Origin of the sequence: Nocardia carnea (assembly GCF_029868855.1) — a bacterium.
Taxonomy (GTDB): domain Bacteria; phylum Actinomycetota; class Actinomycetes; order Mycobacteriales; family Mycobacteriaceae; genus Nocardia; species Nocardia carnea_A.
Genome location: NZ_JARWOV010000177.1, coordinates 1 through 16,831, shown reverse-complemented (window position 1 = coordinate 16,831; position 16,831 = coordinate 1). Strand labels below are relative to the sequence as shown.

Annotated in this window: 13 protein-coding genes; 7 read left to right on the top strand and 6 right to left on the bottom strand. The window is 67.8% G+C overall.

All coding sequences use genetic code 11. The annotated features are described in order from the left end of the window. The first annotated feature begins 50 nt into the window (after positions 1-50). Entirely contained in the window at positions 51-2,396 is a 2,346-nt protein-coding gene (locus tag QH195_RS16075) for a cation-translocating P-type ATPase (RefSeq protein ID WP_280435967.1), read from the top strand. Positions 2,397-2,638: 242 nt separating this feature from the next. Here QH195_RS16075 and QH195_RS16070 read toward each other — a convergent pair whose 3' ends face one another. Then, positions 2,639-3,460, bottom strand: a complete 822-nt coding sequence (locus QH195_RS16070) for a PRC and DUF2382 domain-containing protein (RefSeq protein ID WP_280435966.1) — start codon at positions 3,458-3,460, stop codon at positions 2,639-2,641. A gap of 578 nt (positions 3,461-4,038) precedes the next feature. On the opposite strand from QH195_RS16070, the gene QH195_RS16065 reads away from it, so the two are divergent. Further along, positions 4,039-5,706 carry an FAD-dependent oxidoreductase gene (locus QH195_RS16065; protein WP_280435965.1) on the top strand — a complete coding sequence of 556 codons (1,668 nt, stop codon included), beginning with the start codon at positions 4,039-4,041 and terminating at the stop codon, positions 5,704-5,706. Positions 5,707-5,716: 10 nt separating this feature from the next. Then, complete coding sequence (locus QH195_RS16060) at positions 5,717-7,150, top strand: ATP-binding protein (RefSeq protein WP_432278270.1); 1,434 nt, start codon at positions 5,717-5,719, stop codon at positions 7,148-7,150. 43 nt (positions 7,151-7,193) lie between these two features. Here QH195_RS16060 and QH195_RS16055 read toward each other — a convergent pair whose 3' ends face one another. Further along, positions 7,194-7,934 (bottom strand): hypothetical protein, encoded by a 741-nt coding sequence (locus QH195_RS16055; protein ID WP_280435963.1) that lies wholly within the window; start codon positions 7,932-7,934, stop codon positions 7,194-7,196. A 33-nt stretch (positions 7,935-7,967) separates the two neighbouring features. Next, entirely contained in the window at positions 7,968-9,113 is a 1,146-nt protein-coding gene (locus tag QH195_RS16050; RefSeq protein ID WP_280435962.1) for an FAD-dependent oxidoreductase, read from the bottom strand. A gap of 99 nt (positions 9,114-9,212) precedes the next feature. Here QH195_RS16050 and QH195_RS16045 point away from each other — a divergent pair, with 99 nt between their 5' ends. Then, the gene (locus QH195_RS16045) at positions 9,213-9,812 is read left to right on the top strand and encodes a TetR family transcriptional regulator (RefSeq protein WP_280435961.1); all 600 of its coding nucleotides are present in this window, start codon (positions 9,213-9,215) and stop codon (positions 9,810-9,812) included. On the opposite strand, the gene QH195_RS16040 is transcribed toward QH195_RS16045, so the two are convergent. Together QH195_RS16040 and QH195_RS16035 are read right to left on the bottom strand one after the other, a co-directional pair. Further along, a complete protein-coding gene (locus tag QH195_RS16040) occupies positions 9,772-10,938 on the bottom strand; it encodes an alpha/beta hydrolase (RefSeq protein ID WP_280435960.1) in 1,167 nt (388 codons plus the stop codon). The two genes, QH195_RS16045 and QH195_RS16040, sit on opposite strands and share 41 nt — an antisense overlap. A gap of 51 nt (positions 10,939-10,989) precedes the next feature. After that, positions 10,990-11,655: a TetR/AcrR family transcriptional regulator gene (locus QH195_RS16035; RefSeq protein ID WP_348536803.1), complete on the bottom strand. Its 666-nt coding sequence runs from the start codon at positions 11,653-11,655 to the stop codon at positions 10,990-10,992. A 37-nt stretch (positions 11,656-11,692) separates the two neighbouring features. Here QH195_RS16035 and QH195_RS16030 point away from each other — a divergent pair, with 37 nt between their 5' ends. Together QH195_RS16030 and QH195_RS16025 are read left to right on the top strand one after the other, a co-directional pair. Beyond that, positions 11,693-13,183: a flavin-containing monooxygenase gene (locus QH195_RS16030; RefSeq protein ID WP_280435959.1), complete on the top strand. Its 1,491-nt coding sequence runs from the start codon at positions 11,693-11,695 to the stop codon at positions 13,181-13,183. A 476-nt stretch (positions 13,184-13,659) separates the two neighbouring features. Further along, positions 13,660-14,847 carry a lipase family protein gene (locus QH195_RS16025; protein WP_432278271.1) on the top strand — a complete coding sequence of 396 codons (1,188 nt, stop codon included), beginning with the start codon at positions 13,660-13,662 and terminating at the stop codon, positions 14,845-14,847. A 20-nt stretch (positions 14,848-14,867) separates the two neighbouring features. Here QH195_RS16025 and QH195_RS16020 read toward each other — a convergent pair whose 3' ends face one another. After that, positions 14,868-15,368 (bottom strand): gluconokinase, encoded by a 501-nt coding sequence (locus tag QH195_RS16020; RefSeq protein ID WP_432278272.1) that lies wholly within the window; start codon positions 15,366-15,368, stop codon positions 14,868-14,870. Between the two features lie 681 nt (positions 15,369-16,049). On the opposite strand from QH195_RS16020, the gene QH195_RS16015 reads away from it, so the two are divergent. After that, on the top strand, positions 16,050-16,655 hold the full coding sequence (locus QH195_RS16015) for a hypothetical protein (protein ID WP_280435957.1): 606 nt from the start codon (positions 16,050-16,052) through the stop codon (positions 16,653-16,655). The last annotated feature ends 176 nt before the right edge of the window (positions 16,656-16,831 follow it).

Sequence of the window (16,831 nt, the reverse complement as noted above, 5' to 3'; positions counted from 1 at the left end):
GTGGGGTTTATTATCTTTTATCTCCCCTGTGTCGGGGGGGGGCGGGTGGTGTGGGTGTTGTGTCGCGGGTTCCTTTCCTCTCCCTCTCCTCCGGGGCGTTCCGGCGCCCCCCCCCCGACTGCCTGGAGATCGGGGACGTGTTGGTTGTCCGCGCGGGCGAGGTGGTGCCCGCCGACGCGCGGCTGCTCCGCACCGAGGACCTGGAGATGGACGAATCCGGGCTCACCGGTGAATCGGTGACGGTACCCAAGGCTGTCGAGGCCACCCCCGGCGCCTCGGTCGGTGACCGGGCCTGCCTCATTTTCGAAGGCACCACCGTGGTCAGCGGTTCCGCGGTGGCGGTGGTCGTCGCGGTCGGCGCCGACACCCAGGCCGGACGTGCGACAGCGGGCGCGGTGCCGCCTGACAAGGGTGGCGTACAGGCACAGTTGCGCTCCCTCACCGATCGCGCGCTGCCACTGACGCTGACCGGTGGCGCGATCGTGACCGCGCTCGGCGGGCTGCGCGGCCGCACCCTGCGCGCGGCGATCTCCGACGGGGTCGGGGTCGCGGTCGCCGCGGTGCCCGAAGGGTTGCCGCTGGTGGCGACGGTGGCGCAGCTCGCGGCCGCGCGACGGCTGTCCCGTTACGGAGTACTGGTGCGCGCCAACCGCGCGGTCGAGGCACTGGGCCGGGTGGACGAATTGTGCTTCGACAAAACCGGCACCCTCACCGAGGGCCGGCTGCGGCTCACCGCGCTCGCCGATCTCGACGAGCAATGGCAACCCGACAGCGATTCCGCCACGGCGCAGCGGCTGCTGCGGGCCGCCGCCCGGGCCTGCCCCGAACCCGACGACGGCCCGGTACTGCACGCCACCGACCGCGCGGTCCTCGACGCCGCCGCGGAAATGCTCGGATCCGACGCGCACCGCTGGGATCCCCTCGACGAGATACCGTTCGAATCCAACCGCGGATACGCCGCGGCATTCGGCCAGACCGCGCACAAACTGCGGCTCATGGTCAAGGGCGCACCGGAGGTGGTCCTACCGCGCTGCACCCGGGTGCGTACCGGTACGAAACCGGATCCGGCACTGACGGACGAGCTGCGCGAACGCGCCGATGCCACAGTGCACGACCTCGCCGAACAAGGCCTGCGGGTACTCGTGGTGGCCCGCCGCGACCTACCGGAACACCCGGAGGACATGGAGAACGCGGTCGAGGAACTGACTCTGCTCGGGTTCCTGGGGATCGCCGATACACCGCGCCCACAGACCCCGTATCTCGTACGCGCGCTGCAGGACAACGGCGTCGGTGTCCGGATGATCACCGGCGACCACCCCGTCACCGCGGCCGCGGTCGCCCGGCAGCTCGGGATCACCGTGGACACGGTCACCACCGGCGCGGATCTCGACGAACTCGACGACACCGAACGGCGGGCGCTGGTCGAACGCAGTACCGTTTTCGCCCGCATCGATCCGGAGCAGAAGGTCGGGATCGTCACGGCACTGCGACGCAGTGGACATGTCGTCGGTATGACCGGGGACGGCAGCAACGATGCCGCCGCCATCCGCACCGCCGATATCGGAATCGGAATCGCCGCCCACGGTTCGGCGGCCGCCCGCAACGCCGCCGACCTGGTGCTGACCGAACCCGACCCGCGGGCTCTGCTGCACGCGCTGGTCGAGGGCCGCAGTATGTGGCAGCGGGTCGCCGATTCGGTCGCGGTGCTGGTGGGTGGTAACGCCGGCGAGATCGCGTTCACCCTCTTCGGGACCGCGGTCGGGGGCCGCGCGCCACTCGGCACCCGCCAGTTCCTGCTGGTCAACCTGCTCACCGATATGTTCCCGGCGCTGGCGCTCGCGCTCGCCGGCGGACAGGAAGGGGTCGAGCCGCAGGACGACCCGGACTGGGTGGCGGAGCGGGCTCGTCAGCTCGCCGCGATCCCACCGGCCAGCCTCGGTTCCGATCTGATCCGGACGATCGCCGTCCGCGGGGTGGCCACCGCGACCGGCGCGTCGGCCGCGTGGCTGGTCGGCCGTTACACGGGCACCCAGCGGCGCGCCGACACCATCGGACTGGTCGCGCTGATCGGCACGCAGCTGGGCCAGACCCTGGTCGCCGGTTACCGCAGCCCACTGGTCTGGCTCACCACCGCGGCCAGCGGCGCGGTCCTGGGCATCGTCGTCATGACTCCGGGGCTGGGCGCGTACTTCGGCTGTACCCCACTCGGCCCGATCGGATGGTCCGTCGCCACCACCGCGGCGGCCGGCGCCACCGCGGGTTCCACCCTGCTACCACGGCTGCTTCCCACCGCGGAAACGGGTCGCGCCGAGGCCCCGGCCCTGCCCGGCGGCGAGCAGGAATCGCTCACCGAAGCGGAGAACACCGCACCTACCGAGGTCGAGCAGGACGCGTAGCCGGTTTTGCCACCGGACGGGTACGCGCCGACGGCCCTGGCAAGGTAGATCGGTGTCCGAGCGTGCGGTGCGCTTCGGTGTCGTTCACGGTTCCGACCGGTGGCAGAAACCGGACAGCGGCCGGGATCTCGATCTGGGGTGCCAGGCCGGAGGTACGGCCTTCGTCAGGAAGACCGATCTCGTCAGGAAGACCCGCGAAAGGGATCCCGGGCATATACCCGGGATCCCTCGGCGTGTGGAAATCAGCGACGGTCGTCGCGTTCGGTACCTTCGGTCTCGATCCGTTCCTTGCGAACGGTATCGGAGACCGTCTGTTCGTCCTCGACCTCGTCGACCGCGAGTCGGACCCGCTCGACGGGTACGGATTCCTTGTTCACCGTCACCCGCTCCTCGTGCAGGGTGACCTCGCGTTCTTCGTCGCCGAGGTCCGCGTTCACGGCGTCGGGGTCGGTGATGGGCTCGCGTTCGACGTGCACCTCCTCGTGGCTGGTGGGCACGGTGACCGATTGCTCTTCGGTGACCACGTATTTACGCATCCGCGCCCGGCCCGACTCCTGCTGTTCGGTGCCGACGTCGAGCCGCTCCTCCGAGCGCACCATGGAGTCGCGATCCGCGGGCGAGGCGGTGGTTCCGCCCATTCCCGGAGCCGTACCCATACCTGCGGCGGTACCCATACCGGGCGCCGTGCCCGTACCGGTTGTCTCACCGCCGGGTCGCTCGGCGTGCCGCCCGTAGTCGTCCCAGCCGGGGTGACCGGGATCGATGCCGTAGTGGACGAACAGTTCGTCCTCGGATTCGCGGCTGATCAGGCCGTCGTGCTCCAGATGCGGCGCGGATTTCACCGCTTCCTTGTGCACCCGGACCTGCAGTTCCCTGGTGTCCTGCCGCAGCTGGGCTCCGGCCAGCGGCACCAGTGAATCGTCGCTGAAAAGTCCGGTGCTCACCGACGCCCAGGTCGGGGCGCCGGAAGAGTTGTCGACGTAGACCCGCTTCACCTTGCCGATCTTGTCGCCGTCCAGGTCGTAGACGGCGTCTCCGATCAGTTCTTCCACCTGTTGAGCCATGGCTCCTCCTAGCTTCTCGTCCGATACGTGATCGGCGAACCGAGTCGTGTCACACGGACCGGTCCCGTTTCGGGTGCTTCGGGGAAGGCGTCCCGAAGGCGGGCGCCGGTCGCGGACACGATTCGGCGTGTTCGCCGCTCCCGGTCGGCATCGGGCGCGGCATCGGCTCTTTCCGGGTAACCGCCGGACACTCAGTGCGGAGTGCCGATCGGCTACATCCCGGCAACTACCCGGGGCATTTCCGGGCAAACCGGTATGCCGGAAATTTTTCGATCGCCCAGGCCGACGACCGGTGGCGGTATGCGAAATCGCTAGAAACACATCTATGCAGTTCACAGACTTGTTACTCGGTTATTCGAATAGCCGCGGCCGCTCATAAGTCATTTCTCCGACAGGAGAACAGCGGAAGGTCGACGAAATTCCGACCCTCCGGCGATCATTCAGCAATCAACATCTCCGCGACGGCCGCGGCTTTCCGGCCACAGGGCGCCGCGGCGAACGCCCCTCCGGCCCGGCGCCGGGGCGGGGGTCACGACGCCGACCTGCCGTTACGCCTCCCGAACGGGCATACTCGATCGGTGAGTTCCCCGACTGTCTCCAAACCCGCCATTCTGAGCGTCGACGACGATCCCGGCGTATCGCGGGCGGTCGTCCGCGACCTGCGCCGCCGCTACGGTGCCGACTACCGCATCCTGCGTGCCGAATCGGGTCCGCAGGCGCTGGAGGCACTGCGGGAGATGAAACTGCGCGGTACACCGGTGGCGGTACTCCTCGCCGATTTCCGGATGCCGGGCATGGACGGGATCGAATTCCTCGAGCAGGCCATGGACCTGCACCCGTTCGCCCGGCGCGTCCTGCTGACCGCGTATGCCGATACGAGCGCCGCGATCGATGCCATCAATATCGTGGATCTCGACCACTACCTGCTCAAACCATGGGACCCGCCGGAGGAGAAGCTCTACCCCGTGCTGGATGCCCTGCTCGACGCCTGGCGCAGCAGCGACCACCGGCCGGTGCACGGGACCAAGGTCGTGGGCAACCGCTGGTCTCCGCGATCCTCTCAGGTCAGGGAGTTCCTGGCACGGAACCAATTGCCCTACCGCTGGTATCCGGCCGAGGAGCCCGAGGGGGCGCGGTTACTGGAGGCCGCGGGGGCGGATCCGCGCCGGTGTCCGGTGGTGATCACCGAGAACGGCCGGGCGCTGGTCCAGCCGACCGACGGCGAACTCGCGGAAAGCGTGGGCCTGAGCACCGAGCCGGCCGGGGACTTCTATGATCTCATCGTGGTCGGCGGCGGACCGGCCGGACTCGGCGCCGCGGTCTACGGCGCCTCCGAGGGGTTGCGAACCGTCCTCGTCGAGCGCACCGCAACCGGTGGCCAGGCCGGGCAGAGCTCGCGGATCGAAAACTATCTCGGATTCCCGGACGGCCTGTCCGGGGCACAGCTCGCCGACCGGGCCCGGCGCCAGGCCGCGAAATTCGGTGCCGAAGTGGTGACCACCCGGGAGGTGGTGGGGCTGGAGGTGAACGGTTCGGCCCGAGCCGTCCGCTTCGCCGACGGCGGCACCCTGTCGGGGCATACGGTCATCATCGCGACCGGTGTGGACTACCGCCGCCATCCCGCGGCGGGTGTGGACGCCTACACCGGCCGCGGTGTGTACTACGGGTCGGCCATGACCGAAGCCGCCGAATGCGCCGGGCACGACATCTATATCGTCGGCGGCGCGAATTCGGCCGGGCAGGCGGCGATGTTCCTGTCCCGGCACGCGCGCACCGTCCATCTCGTGGTCCGGGCCGATTCGCTGGAAAAATCCATGTCGCACTACCTGATCCAGCAGATCGCCCAGGTACCCACCATCGAGGTGCACACCGAGACCGAGATCGTCGCGGTGGACGGCGCCGACCATCTGCACACCGTGGTGCTGCGCGACAACCGGACCGGCACCGAGGAGAAGGCCCCCGCCGAACGGCTGTTCCTGTTCATCGGGGCGGCGCCACAGACCGAATGGCTCGACGGCGTGGTCCACCGCGATTCCGCCGGTTACGTCCTGGCCGGTCCCGATCTGCTGGTGGACGGCGCGCGGCCGCCCGGGTGGGAACTGCCGCGCCCACCCCATCACCTGGAAACCAGCGTGCCGGGCGTGTTCGTCGCCGGCGATGTGCACGCCGAATCCGCCAAGCGGGTGGCCTCGGCGGTCGGCGAGGGCGCCATGGCGGTCATGCTCGTACACCGGTATCTGGCCTAGGAGGCACGTGGTGAGTATCTGCGATCCCGCCGAACTGCGGACCCTGTTCCTGTTCGAGAAGCTCGACGACGACCAGCTGGCGTGGTTGTGCGCCGACGGCCGGATCGAGCACCTCGAACCCGGGCCCGTGTACCGCGAAGGCGAACCGGCGACGTGCTTCTACGTGTTGATGGACGGCGAAGTACGTCTCACGAAAATGTCGGCGGGCCGGGAGATCGAAATGGTGCGGACCGCGCACCGCGGATCCTATGCGGGCGCGTGGACGGCCTACCTCGGCGAACATGCCGAAACCCAGTACACCGGTTCGCTGTACGTCACCGTGCCGTCCCGGTTCTTCGTCCTCGAAGCACAGACGTTCTCCCGGATGATGCACGCCTGGTTCCCCATGGCCGTGCACCTGCTCGAGGGCGCGTTCTTCGGTAACCGCAACAGCAATGCCCGCATCGCCCAGCGGGAACGGCTGCTGGCGCTCGGATCGTTGTCGGCGGGACTCACCCATGAGCTGAACAACCCGGCCGCGGCGGCCGTCCGCGCCACCTCGGGTCTGCGCGACCGCATCGCCGGTATGCGGCACAAACTGGCCATGATGGCGCAGGGCAAGTTCGATACCGCGGTGCTGGAGACCTTGGTGCGGCTCCAGGAAGAGGCAGCGGCCCAGGTGGCGAAGGCACCGGAACTGTCGCCGCTGGAAGCCGCCGATCGTGAGGACGCGGTCGGCGACTGGCTCGAGGAACACGGTATCGCGGACGGCTGGGCACTGGCTCCGAATTTCGTCCAGGCCGGTTTCGACACCGATTGGCTCGAACGGGTTTCGGCGACGTTGACGGGTTCCGCACAGCAGGTACTGGAGGGCGCCTTCCGCTGGCTCAACTACACCATCGAAACCGAACTGCTGATGAACGAGATCGCGGATTCGACCGGCCGGATATCGACCCTGGTGGATGCGGCGAAACAGTATTCGCAAATGGATCGCGCCCCGTTCCAGGTCGTCGATCTGCACGAACTGTTGGACAGCACCCTGGTGATGCTCAGCCGTAAGATCGGCGATTCGATCGCGGTGGTCAAGGAGTACGACCACGCACTCCCCCAGGTGCCGTGCTACGCCGCCGAACTCAATCAGGTCTGGACCAACCTCATCGACAACGCGGTCTACGCGATGCAGGGCAGCGGCACCCTGACCCTGCGAACCCGGCACGTCGACGATTGCGCCGTCGTGGAGATCGCCGACAGCGGGCCCGGTATCCCCGCCGAGGTCCGGGACCGCATCTTCGAACCGTTCTTCACCACCAAACCTGTCGGCGAAGGCACCGGCCTGGGTTTGGACATTTCCTTCCGGATCGTGGTCAACAAGCACGGCGGGGATATCCGGGTCGAATCACGGCCCGGCACCACCACGTTCACCGTTTGGCTGCCGCTCACCCGCCCGGAGGCCGAGCCCACATAGTTCGGCGCACCGTCATCAGTCTCCGCGGGCCCGCCAGGTTCACTCAACACAATCGCCGGTAGATGATCGGTTGAGCCGCGATACCGTTCGCGGCGAAATTGGCGAGGACGAACGAGCGGAATGTCGGCCGGAACAGCAGGCCGGGCAGAAAGGTGCGCAGCGCCGGCCAGGAGGCGTGATTGATCAGCATGTAGTCGGCGGGCTCGCCGGGCAGCGGGCGCATGGGCACCGAGTTCGGAAGCGCTGTCTTGTGCTGAAACCAGCCTGCGGTGTATTCCCAGACATCGTGCACGGTCCGGGGGTCGTCGCCGTGGAAGTAATTGAACAGGAACCAATGGTCGGGGCCGTGGTCGACCTCGGCGATCCGGGCTGGGCTGCTCGCTGCGACGAGATGGGTGCGACGGGCGGCATCATCCAATAGGCAGACCAGCTCGAGCCAGCACGGATCGGTGCGGACCGCGTCGAGATCGTCCACCGATTCCGTTCTGATGAGGACAACAACGTCGAAACGTCCGGGACGTATGCCCGCCTCGCGCAGGAGTCGCGAGCCCTCACCCGGCGGGCGCAACGCGGCACGGAAGGCGGTCGCCTCGACCACATCGTGCCGTGCGGCCAGCCGATCGTTCAGTCGCCCGATCCGTGCGAGCACTCGGCGGCGCTGGGCCGAAGGTCGTGGTAGTGGCCCTGCCCAGCCGCCGATCTCGGCGGCGAGCAGCAGGAAGCCGTTGCCGGTCGCCGCGGCGAGGCGGACCTTGTTCGCCTGATGTTCGTTGACAATCTGCATGGCGGATTCCTCGGTGGAAGTGACTTTTCCGATTCAGCGGCGGTCGAGTCCGGACAACCGGAAGGCGAGCCGGCGCCGGACGAGCGGCGACCGTCCGGCGATTCGCAAGCCGATATTGCGGAGCGGCCGTGCGGCGGCCGGCACCGTCCCGGCATCGGTGAGCCGACCGGCCGTCGACATCACCGAACGGGCAGTGGATCGGCGCGCCGCCGCATGCCCGTCGAGCAGGCTCGCGGCCTCCCCGCGTAGCACCCGGGACAGCGTCCGGCCCGTGGTCACGGCATCCTCGATCCCGAGGTTCATCCCCTGGCCACCGGCGGGCGAATGGACATGTGCGGCATCACCGGCCAGCACAATCCTGCCCTGTCGAAAGCTGTCGGCGAGACGATGATGTACCCGGAAGCGGGAACCCCACACCACCTCGTCGACCGCCACCGGAACAGCGCGCGGTCCACGTTCGTCCAGCAACCGCTGCACGAACGAAATATCCGGATCGTGCGGCGCCTGGTCGACCGCCGCGACGACCCGGTACATCCCGTCGGGTAGCGGGGCCACCACCACCAGACCGGCCGGCGAGAAGTAGAGGATCACCTCATCGTGCGGAATACCGCCCGTCATCCGGATATCGGCCAGGCTGAACGATTCCGCGTAACTACCACCGGCGAATCCGATCCCCGCCTGCTCGCGCACTGTGCTGTGCATCCCATCCGCGCCGATCAGATAGCGGGCGGAGATCCGCTCGCCACCGGACAATGTGACGGTGACCGAGTCGTGGTCCTGGACGACCGACGCCACCGTAGCCGGGCGGTCCACGACGATTCCCAGTTCGGTCGCCCGCTCCAGCAGGAATTTCTCCGTATCGGCCTGGGAGATCATCAGCGTGTAGGGGTAGGCGGTGGGCAGCGCGCCGAACGGCACCGATACGAGTGCCCGGTCCCGGTCGCGAATGGTGAAGCGCGGGATATGCAGTCCGCGATCGACCAGCGCCGGGACGACTCCGTAGGGCTCGAGGAGTTCGAGGGTGCGCGAGTGGACGACCGCCGCGCGGGAGGTGTTCGCCCCGGCGATTCGAGCGTCGACGATCCGGACCCGGTGCCCTAGGTGGGTGAGCACGATCGCGGCGGTGAGGCCTACCGGTCCGGCGCCCACGACGGTGACGTCGATATCTGTTGTGGACATGGTTCCCACCTGCCCTTTCCCGAAGTCAACAACTGTTGGCATCAACGATAAGGCGGGCCGCACATCAAAGTCAACGGCTGTTGGCCTACAATTGTTGACATGAAGAGATCGGCAGCGGAGACGAAAGCGACGATCCTCGCGGCGGCGCGCGAACGGTTCGCCGCCGACGGGTACGAGCGCGCGACCATTCGCGCGATCGCCGCGGACGCCTCGATCGATCCGGCCATGGTCATGCGGTACTTCGGCAACAAGGAGCGACTCTTCGCCGCGGCCGTCGAATTCGATCTGGAGCTACCGGATCTGTCGGCAGTCCCCCGCGAGCACATGGGTGCCACGCTGGTCGCGCATTTCCTGGAGCGCTGGGAACGCGACGAGGCCCTGCTCATCCTGCTGCGCGCCGGCGTCACCAACGACGCCGTCGCCGAACGGATGCGCGCGATCTTCGCCGGCCAGCTCGGCCCCGTGATCGCGGCGGCGGACAACGATCCCCACGAGGCACCCGTCCGCGCCGGCCTGGCGGCCACGCAGATCCTGGGCATGGCGCTGTGCCGGTTCGTTCTGTCCTTTCCGCCGCTGGTGACCATGACCCGGGACGAGGTGATCGCCTGGCTGGGCCCGACGGTGCAGCGCTATCTCACCGGTACCGCGGACGCGGAAACTACCGCGGCCACACTCCCGCCGCCGAACTCGCGGCGGTGATCTGCGCCCGGTACCGCTCCACGAAGGGCAGTACCTGCTGGTCGATCACCTTGTTGTATTCGGCCGGATGCTGACGCGGATCGGCGTGCCCGGTTCCGCGTGGCTTCACCACCAGCAGATTCCCGTCCACACCGCCGACCTTGTCGATCAACACCTGATGGGTGTACGCGACATCGACCACCCGATCCCGGGTCGCGTCGTACGGCCGGACGAAGACGACGGCCGGACGGGGTTTACCACGCGCCGCACGGGCCAGTTGCCGCAGGTCGTCGGTGGCGCCGCCGGCGACGATGGCCAGGAACTGGGATTCGATGAGCCCGTTGCTGGCGGCGTCGGCGTTGAAGATCTTGTCCCGCAACACCTGTTCCACCGCGGCGCCCAGCTGGTTCAACCGGATACCCGGGACCCCGGTGTAGTCCAGGAACCGTTCGCGCCGGGCATAGGTCTCCACCGCGATCCGCAGGCCGCGACTCTCCCGGGCGCCGGGCAGCCAGCCCATCCAGCGCACCATATCCTCACCGAGACCTCGGCTTTCGGGCCGTACGGCATCGAGGTCCAGGGGTGTGCAATCCAGCAGCACCGCCAGTAGCCGCCGGTCGCTGCCGGTATGGATATGCCGCGCGACCTCCAGCGCGATCACTCCACCCATACTGTGGCCCGCCAGCACGATATTGCGCACCCCCGACATGACGGCGGCGCGAATGACCAGTTCGGCGATCACTTCGGTATCGATACCGCGATTGTCGTAGCGGATCGCCCATACCGACCCCATCTCGCGCAGCGCGGGCAATGCGGCGGCGGTATCGCTGGCGTTCAGCCCGCCGAGCCCGACGAAATCTACGACCGCGGTATCGCGCAGTCCGGGGATCGCCGGTCCGGCGACCGGGAGCAACGCGGGTTCGGTGCGGGCCAGCCGCTGCCGTTCCGGGGCCACATCGTGTTCCCAGTACTGCGCGAAGGCGAGCAGGGCGATCATCAGTAGTACGGCAACCCGCAGCAACGCCAGTCTGGTGCGCGACAATGCCTTCCACCGGTACCCCGGGCGCGTTTCGCGCAACCGGGCCCGGCGGCGTTCATCGCTCCAGTCAGCGACGGTGGACGGATGCCATTCGTCCATCGGCGACATGGACTCCACTGTATGCGTTCACCGGGGTGCCGGCCGGGCGCCCGGCGCCGCTCACCCCTTGGCGACCCCGTCGATCAGCAGCCGGCGGATGGCCTCGTTCAACTCCGCGATGGCCTGTTCATCCGGGTCGCGAAGCCCGTGAACGACCCCCGCGAGCAGCATGCCGGTGACCGCGCGGGCGGTATTGCGGGTATCCAGGTCCGCCCGCAGATAGCCCAGTTCCACCCCGTGGTCCAGATACCCGGCCGTGAGCGCGTCGGCGGTGTCGAGCAGGCCGTACAGGCGCCGGGTCAGCTCGTCGTCGATCCCGGGCGCGTGGAACAACAGCAACTGCGCCACCCGGCGATCGGCCAGCAGGATACGGGTGAGCGCATCCCCGATCCGTTCGATCTGCTGCCGGTACTCGTCCAGCGTGCTCGCCGCGTCCGGGGCGTTGTCGGTACCCAGCGCTTCGACGATACGGGCGGCCAGATCGTCGATCACATGGTCGATGATGTCGCGCTTGTTGCTGAAGTACCGGTAGAAGGTGCCGTGCCCGATACCGAGTTCGGCGGCGATATCCGCGATCCCGGTGGCGTGGTATCCCTTCTCCGCGAAGCAGACGAAGGCGGTATCGATGATGTCGCGCCGTAGTTCGGCCTTGCGGCGTTCGGCCCGCGTCTGTGGCTTCGTCACGCCCCTGATGATACGGTCATCACAAACGGAATGATGTGTCATTCCGTGACGTATGGTTCAGTTCGCTGGGAGGTTCGACGTGGCACCTCGGTACGACGCCGTCGTGATCGGTGCGGGATTCGGTGGTATGGGGGCGGGTATCCAACTCGACCGTCTCGGCCTCGGCAATTTCGTGATACTGGAACGCGAGTCCGATCTGGGTGGCACCTGGTTCGTCAACCACTACCCCGGTCTCGCGGTCGATATCGCCTCGGTGACCTACTCGTACTCGTTCGAACCCAACCCGTTCTGGTCCCGGCTGTTCGCACCCGGTGCCGAACTGAAGAAATACGCCGACCACGTGGCGGACAAGTACCGGCTCCGCAACCGGATGCGCTTCGATACCACGGTCGAGAGCGCCCGCTGGGACGCCGCGGAGCAGTACTGGGTGGTCACCGTGGCCGGTGGGGAGACGCTCACCGCGCGCTATCTGCTCACCGCGACCGGATTCCTCTCCCAGCCTCATACCCCACCCTTCCCGGGTATCGACACCTTCGCCGGCAAGATCATCCACACCACCGCCTGGGACGATTCCTACGATCTCACCGATCGGCGGGTCGCGATCATCGGCACCGGCGCCACGAGCGTCCAGCTGGTACCCGAGGTCGCCGCCCGGGCCCGCGAGCTCACCGTTTTCCAGCGAACCCCCATCTGGGTGGTGCCCAAGATCGATACCGCGATCCCGGCCGCGGTACAACGGCTGTTCGCGCGGATGCCCGCGACGCAGAAGGCGGCCCGGTTGGTCAATACGACCATGCTGGAGGCTTTGATGGTGGTCGGCGTTCTGCACTACAAGCAGGCCCGGCCGCTGAACAAGGCCGCGGCGCTGCTGGCCAAGGCGCATCTGCGCGCCCAGGTCCGCGACGAACGGCTCCGCGAGCAACTGACCCCGCACTACGATTTCGGATGTAAGCGCCCGACCTTCTCCAACCACTATTTCGCCACGTTCAACAAACCCCACGTCCGGTTGGAGACGAACCCGATCGAACATCTGGAAGCGGACGGCATCGTCACCGCCGGCGGCGCCCGGACCACCATCGACACGCTGATCCTGGCCACCGGGTTCAATCTGTGGGACGTCAACTTCCCGGCCTTCGAGATCATCGGCCGCGACGGGGTGGACCTCGGGAAGTTCTGGCGGGAGAACCGCTTCCAGGCCTACGAGGGCATCACGGTGCCGAAATTCCCGAACTTCCTGAGCCTGAACAGCCCGTATTCCTACAGCGGCCTGTCGTATTTCACGACCATCGAAGCGCAGATGAAGCATATGGGCCGGCTCTTCGGCGAGTTGCGACGCCGCGGCGAAACGACCTTCGAGGTCACCGAACGCGCGAACGCCGAATTCCTGGAACGAGTGACCGGAAAACTCGATTCCTCGGTGTTCTACGGCGGTGACTGCGCCACCGCCCGCAGCTATTACTTCAATCAGCACGGCGAAGCGGCACTGCTGCGCCCCACCAGTACCGTCAACGCCCACCGGGAGGCGGTGCGATTCCCCCTGGACGACTACGCCTACGGTGCCACCGCCTGACCCGCCCGCCGATCGGCGCCTCCGCGCGCGGGTCGTGCCGTCCCGCGTAGCTGAGGGCTTCCGAACCACACCGGCTGTTCTATCCGGAAGCCACCGGTGGCACGCCGACGGACCGGCGCTTCATCGCATAGCGGGGTACCAGCGCTCACCGATCTTGGGAGCGGAGGACAAGAGCCCCGGCGGTTCCTTGTGATCTCACGCAGAATCGGGCGTATACGCGGGCGGAGCCGACCGCTACGATCGGTGCGCGTCGTAAAGTAAGCCGCCACGCGCGGAACTGGGGCCACGGCCACAAGCCAACGGAGACAGTTCGTTCGAGCGATCACCGCGCTCGCTGCCTCCGGGCCGCCGCGGCGGCCGTGTCGCGGCGACGGCAGTTGCCCGCATACCTCGCCCAACCCCTCGGCGACGGGCCGAACGGCACCACGAGTGCGCGGTCCGTCGCCGGGTCGTTTCCTGCTGTCCGAAAGAAGATCGTGTTCAGAGTTTCCACCCGAATCCTGATCCTGCTGCTGACCCTCGTCTCGGTGGGGCTGTTCGGCGTCGAGGCGAAAGCCGAACCGCTGTATCCCCAGCCCGATCCGGACCCCTTCTACACCGCACCCGAGAACCTGGGCGATCTCCAGCCCGGTGACGTGGTCCGGACCCGAACCATCGATACCGGTCCCTACCTGGGTACCAAAGGTCATCAAATCGCCTTCCGATCCACCAATTCCCGGGACGAGCCCATCCTGGGTGTCACCACCGTGCTCATGCCGGTCGGCGTCGACAACCCGCCGCTGGTCTCCTACCAGGCCCTGATCAATTCGCTCGGCACCCGCTGCAACCCGTCGCGGTCGCTGTTCAACGGCGAACTGCAGGATGCGGTCGGGGCGATGCTCCCGATCGGCCGCGGCTGGGCCATCTCGGTACCCGACTATCTGGGACCGACCGTCGCCTACGCCGCGGGCCGGCTCAGCGGCATGATCACCCTGGACAGCATCCGCGCCGTCCAGCAGGTCGCCGAACTCGACCTGGCGGACGCCCCGGTCGCGATCGCGGGCTACTCCGGCGGCGGACTCGCCACCGGCTGGGCCGCGGCACTGCAACCGTCCTACGCCCCGGAGCTGAAGATCGACGCGGCCGTGGCCGGCGGTATCCCGGCCGATCTGGAACAGATGGCGCTGGGGCTCGGTTTCGCCCCGCATCCCGGTTTCGGGCTGGCCTTCGCCGCGGCCATGGGGCTGGAACGCGAGTACCCGCACCGGCTGCCGATCTCGGATCAGCTCAACGAGAACGGCCTGTGGTTCCGCGAGTTCACGCATGACGCCTGCCGCCGGTTCCTGCTGTTCCACGGCGCGTTCCGGAGTGCGGAGCAGATGGCGGCGTCCAAGAGCCTGATGGACAGTCCCGAGGCGCGGGAGGTACTGCACGAGAACAGCCTGCGCTATTTCGACGGTGTACCGGCGATGCCCACCTACCTGTGGCACGGCCGCTTCGACACCCTGACCCCGTACGACGGGGTGGCCGAATACGCCGACCGCGCCTGCCGTGCCGGTGCTCCGGTGAAACTGACCACCTACGATATCGCCGAGCATATGACTGCCGCGGTAGCGGGATTCGCCGATGCCTGGAGCTTCGTGGAGGCACGGTTCCGCGGCGAGGATGTCCCTATGGGCTGCTGACGCGCGTCCCCCGGTTCCGGTCAGCCCTGATCACGCTCGATCACCTCGTCGAGACGTGCGATCGCCATATCCACGGCCTGGCCGGGGCTGCGGGTGCCGTGCAGGACCGTGCCGGGTTCCCCGGATTCGAGCGGTTCCAAGGCGGCGAGCTGGGAATCGAGCAGCGAGGCGGGCATGAAATGCTCGCCTCGCTGTGCCATCCGCTCCAATAGTTCGTCGCGGTCCGCGGTCAGGAGCAGGAAGAATATCCCCGGCGCGGCGGCTCGCAGGCTGTCGCGGTAGCGCCGCTTCAGCGCCGAACAGGCGACCACACCCCCGGTTCCGTCGGCCGCACGATCGCGTAACCAGTGCCCGACCTTCGCCAGCCACGGTTCCCGGTCGGTGTCGTCGAGCGCGACGCCCGCCCGCATCTTGGCGATATTGGCGCGCGGATGCATCTCGTCGGCGTCGGCGAACGGCACACCGAGGCGCCGGGCGAGCATCCGGGCCGTCGAACTCTTACCGCTGCCCGATACGCCCATGACGACGACACACGGCAGCGAAGAACGCGGCGAAGCCCCCGCAGCATCCACCGGCCTCATCCACCCCGGCCGATATCACCGGGGCCTCGCGAACCCGCGGAATACTCTTCCAGCGGGCCGCCTGTCCTCACGGTGGCCGAGCTGTGCATCCACCTGCCTCCTCTGCACGCTCGTGGTGGCGGCAACTGACGGAAAGCAGCCCCAAACTAACAGCCGGGGCCGGACGGGGTGCCCGGCTGTTGCCAAGACGAGACGGGGGTATCGATCGCAGCCGGGATCGGGAAGGCAGCCGGATGAGCGGGTGGCACCGGATCCTCTGTATCCCGGCCGCTCGGCCCCGCGGGCGGAGGGGCGCCTACCGCCCCAGAGGACTCCGGAGCGGTCCGTACTCGCCGCTCACACCGGACGAGCACAACACCGGGCGTGGTACGTCCCGCGCTACTTCGGGTGCGGAATTTCAATCGCGAACCCCGATGTGCATTCATCGTCTCCAGTCGATCCGCCGATGCGTCGGCCGTGGGCAGATCGCCTTCGTAAATCATTCCCGGAAAAGGGTCCTCGGCGGGCTCCGGCCGAATGGCCGGACACCCTTCTGCGGAAATCCGTTGCCCCGGCCGAACGAGAACTACTGCACAATGGTTCAATTCTCGCAGCAAGCGCTCGGAGTGCAGGAGGTAGAGGATGGCAGTGCGCTACTCGAAAAGGGATCAGACCAAACTCGTCAACCGGGTGAAAAAACTTATCGCCCAAGGCAAAACGGTCAACGCCGCGTGCACTTCGGTTTCCGAACGCGAAGGTGGCCAGCCCGCGGCCAACACCCTCGCGAATTGGGTGAAGGCGGCGGGGTTGCCCGAGGCCGAGCCCACCCAGGAGGAAGCCGCACCGGCCGCACCGAAGAAGCGCCGCAGCCGGACCGCCACCCGGAAACCGGCCCCCGCCGCCGTGACCTCGGTGCCGGAACCCGAGCAGAACACTCCGGAACCCGAACAGAATACGGAGACGGAAATCCCCGCCGAACAGCCCGAGATCCCGGTTACCGAGAGCGCCGCGATCCCAGCGGCCGAGGCCACCGGCGAAGCCGGTGCGCAGGAGTTGCCGTTTGCCGAATCCGCGGCGGCGTCCGTCGCCGAACTCGTGCACGTCCGCACCGCCGAAAAGACCGCGGAGACCACAGGCGATCTCGACGATCTCCTCGATGAAAATCTCCGATTGCGGACGGCACTGAACGAAGCGAATCGGGAAATCCGCGCCATGCGCGATCTGCTCGTCGTTTACGCCAGCCGCTGAACGACACCGGCCGCGCCGTGGGCGGCCGGGTGGGGGATATTTGGGTTGGGGCCCGCGGGGGGGGGGGGGGGGGGGGGGGGGGTTTTGGAAATGGTGTGGGGGCGCGGGGGGGGGGGTGGGGGGGGGCCCCGCCCCCGGGGGGGGGGCGGGCGGGGGGGCGGCGGGCGGGGCGGCGG

What these genes read in the sequence shown, in the direction of transcription:
- QH195_RS16045 (WP_280435961.1), top strand. Translation starts at nt 9,213, where the DNA reads ATGAAGAGATCGGCAGCGGAGACGAAAGCGACGATCCTCGCGGCGGCG.
- QH195_RS16020 (WP_432278272.1), bottom strand. Translation starts at nt 15,368, where the DNA reads ATGGGCGTATCGGGCAGCGGTAAGAGTTCGACGGCCCGGATGCTCGCC.
- QH195_RS16050 (WP_280435962.1), bottom strand. Translation starts at nt 9,113, where the DNA reads ATGTCCACAACAGATATCGACGTCACCGTCGTGGGCGCCGGACCGGTA.
- QH195_RS16070 (WP_280435966.1), bottom strand. Translation starts at nt 3,460, where the DNA reads ATGGCTCAACAGGTGGAAGAACTGATCGGAGACGCCGTCTACGACCTG.
- QH195_RS16035 (WP_348536803.1), bottom strand. Translation starts at nt 11,655, where the DNA reads ATGACACATCATTCCGTTTGTGATGACCGTATCATCAGGGGCGTGACG.
- QH195_RS16055 (WP_280435963.1), bottom strand. Translation starts at nt 7,934, where the DNA reads ATGCAGATTGTCAACGAACATCAGGCGAACAAGGTCCGCCTCGCCGCG.
- QH195_RS16040 (WP_280435960.1), bottom strand. Translation starts at nt 10,938, where the DNA reads ATGTCGCCGATGGACGAATGGCATCCGTCCACCGTCGCTGACTGGAGC.
- QH195_RS16015 (WP_280435957.1), top strand. Translation starts at nt 16,050, where the DNA reads ATGGCAGTGCGCTACTCGAAAAGGGATCAGACCAAACTCGTCAACCGG.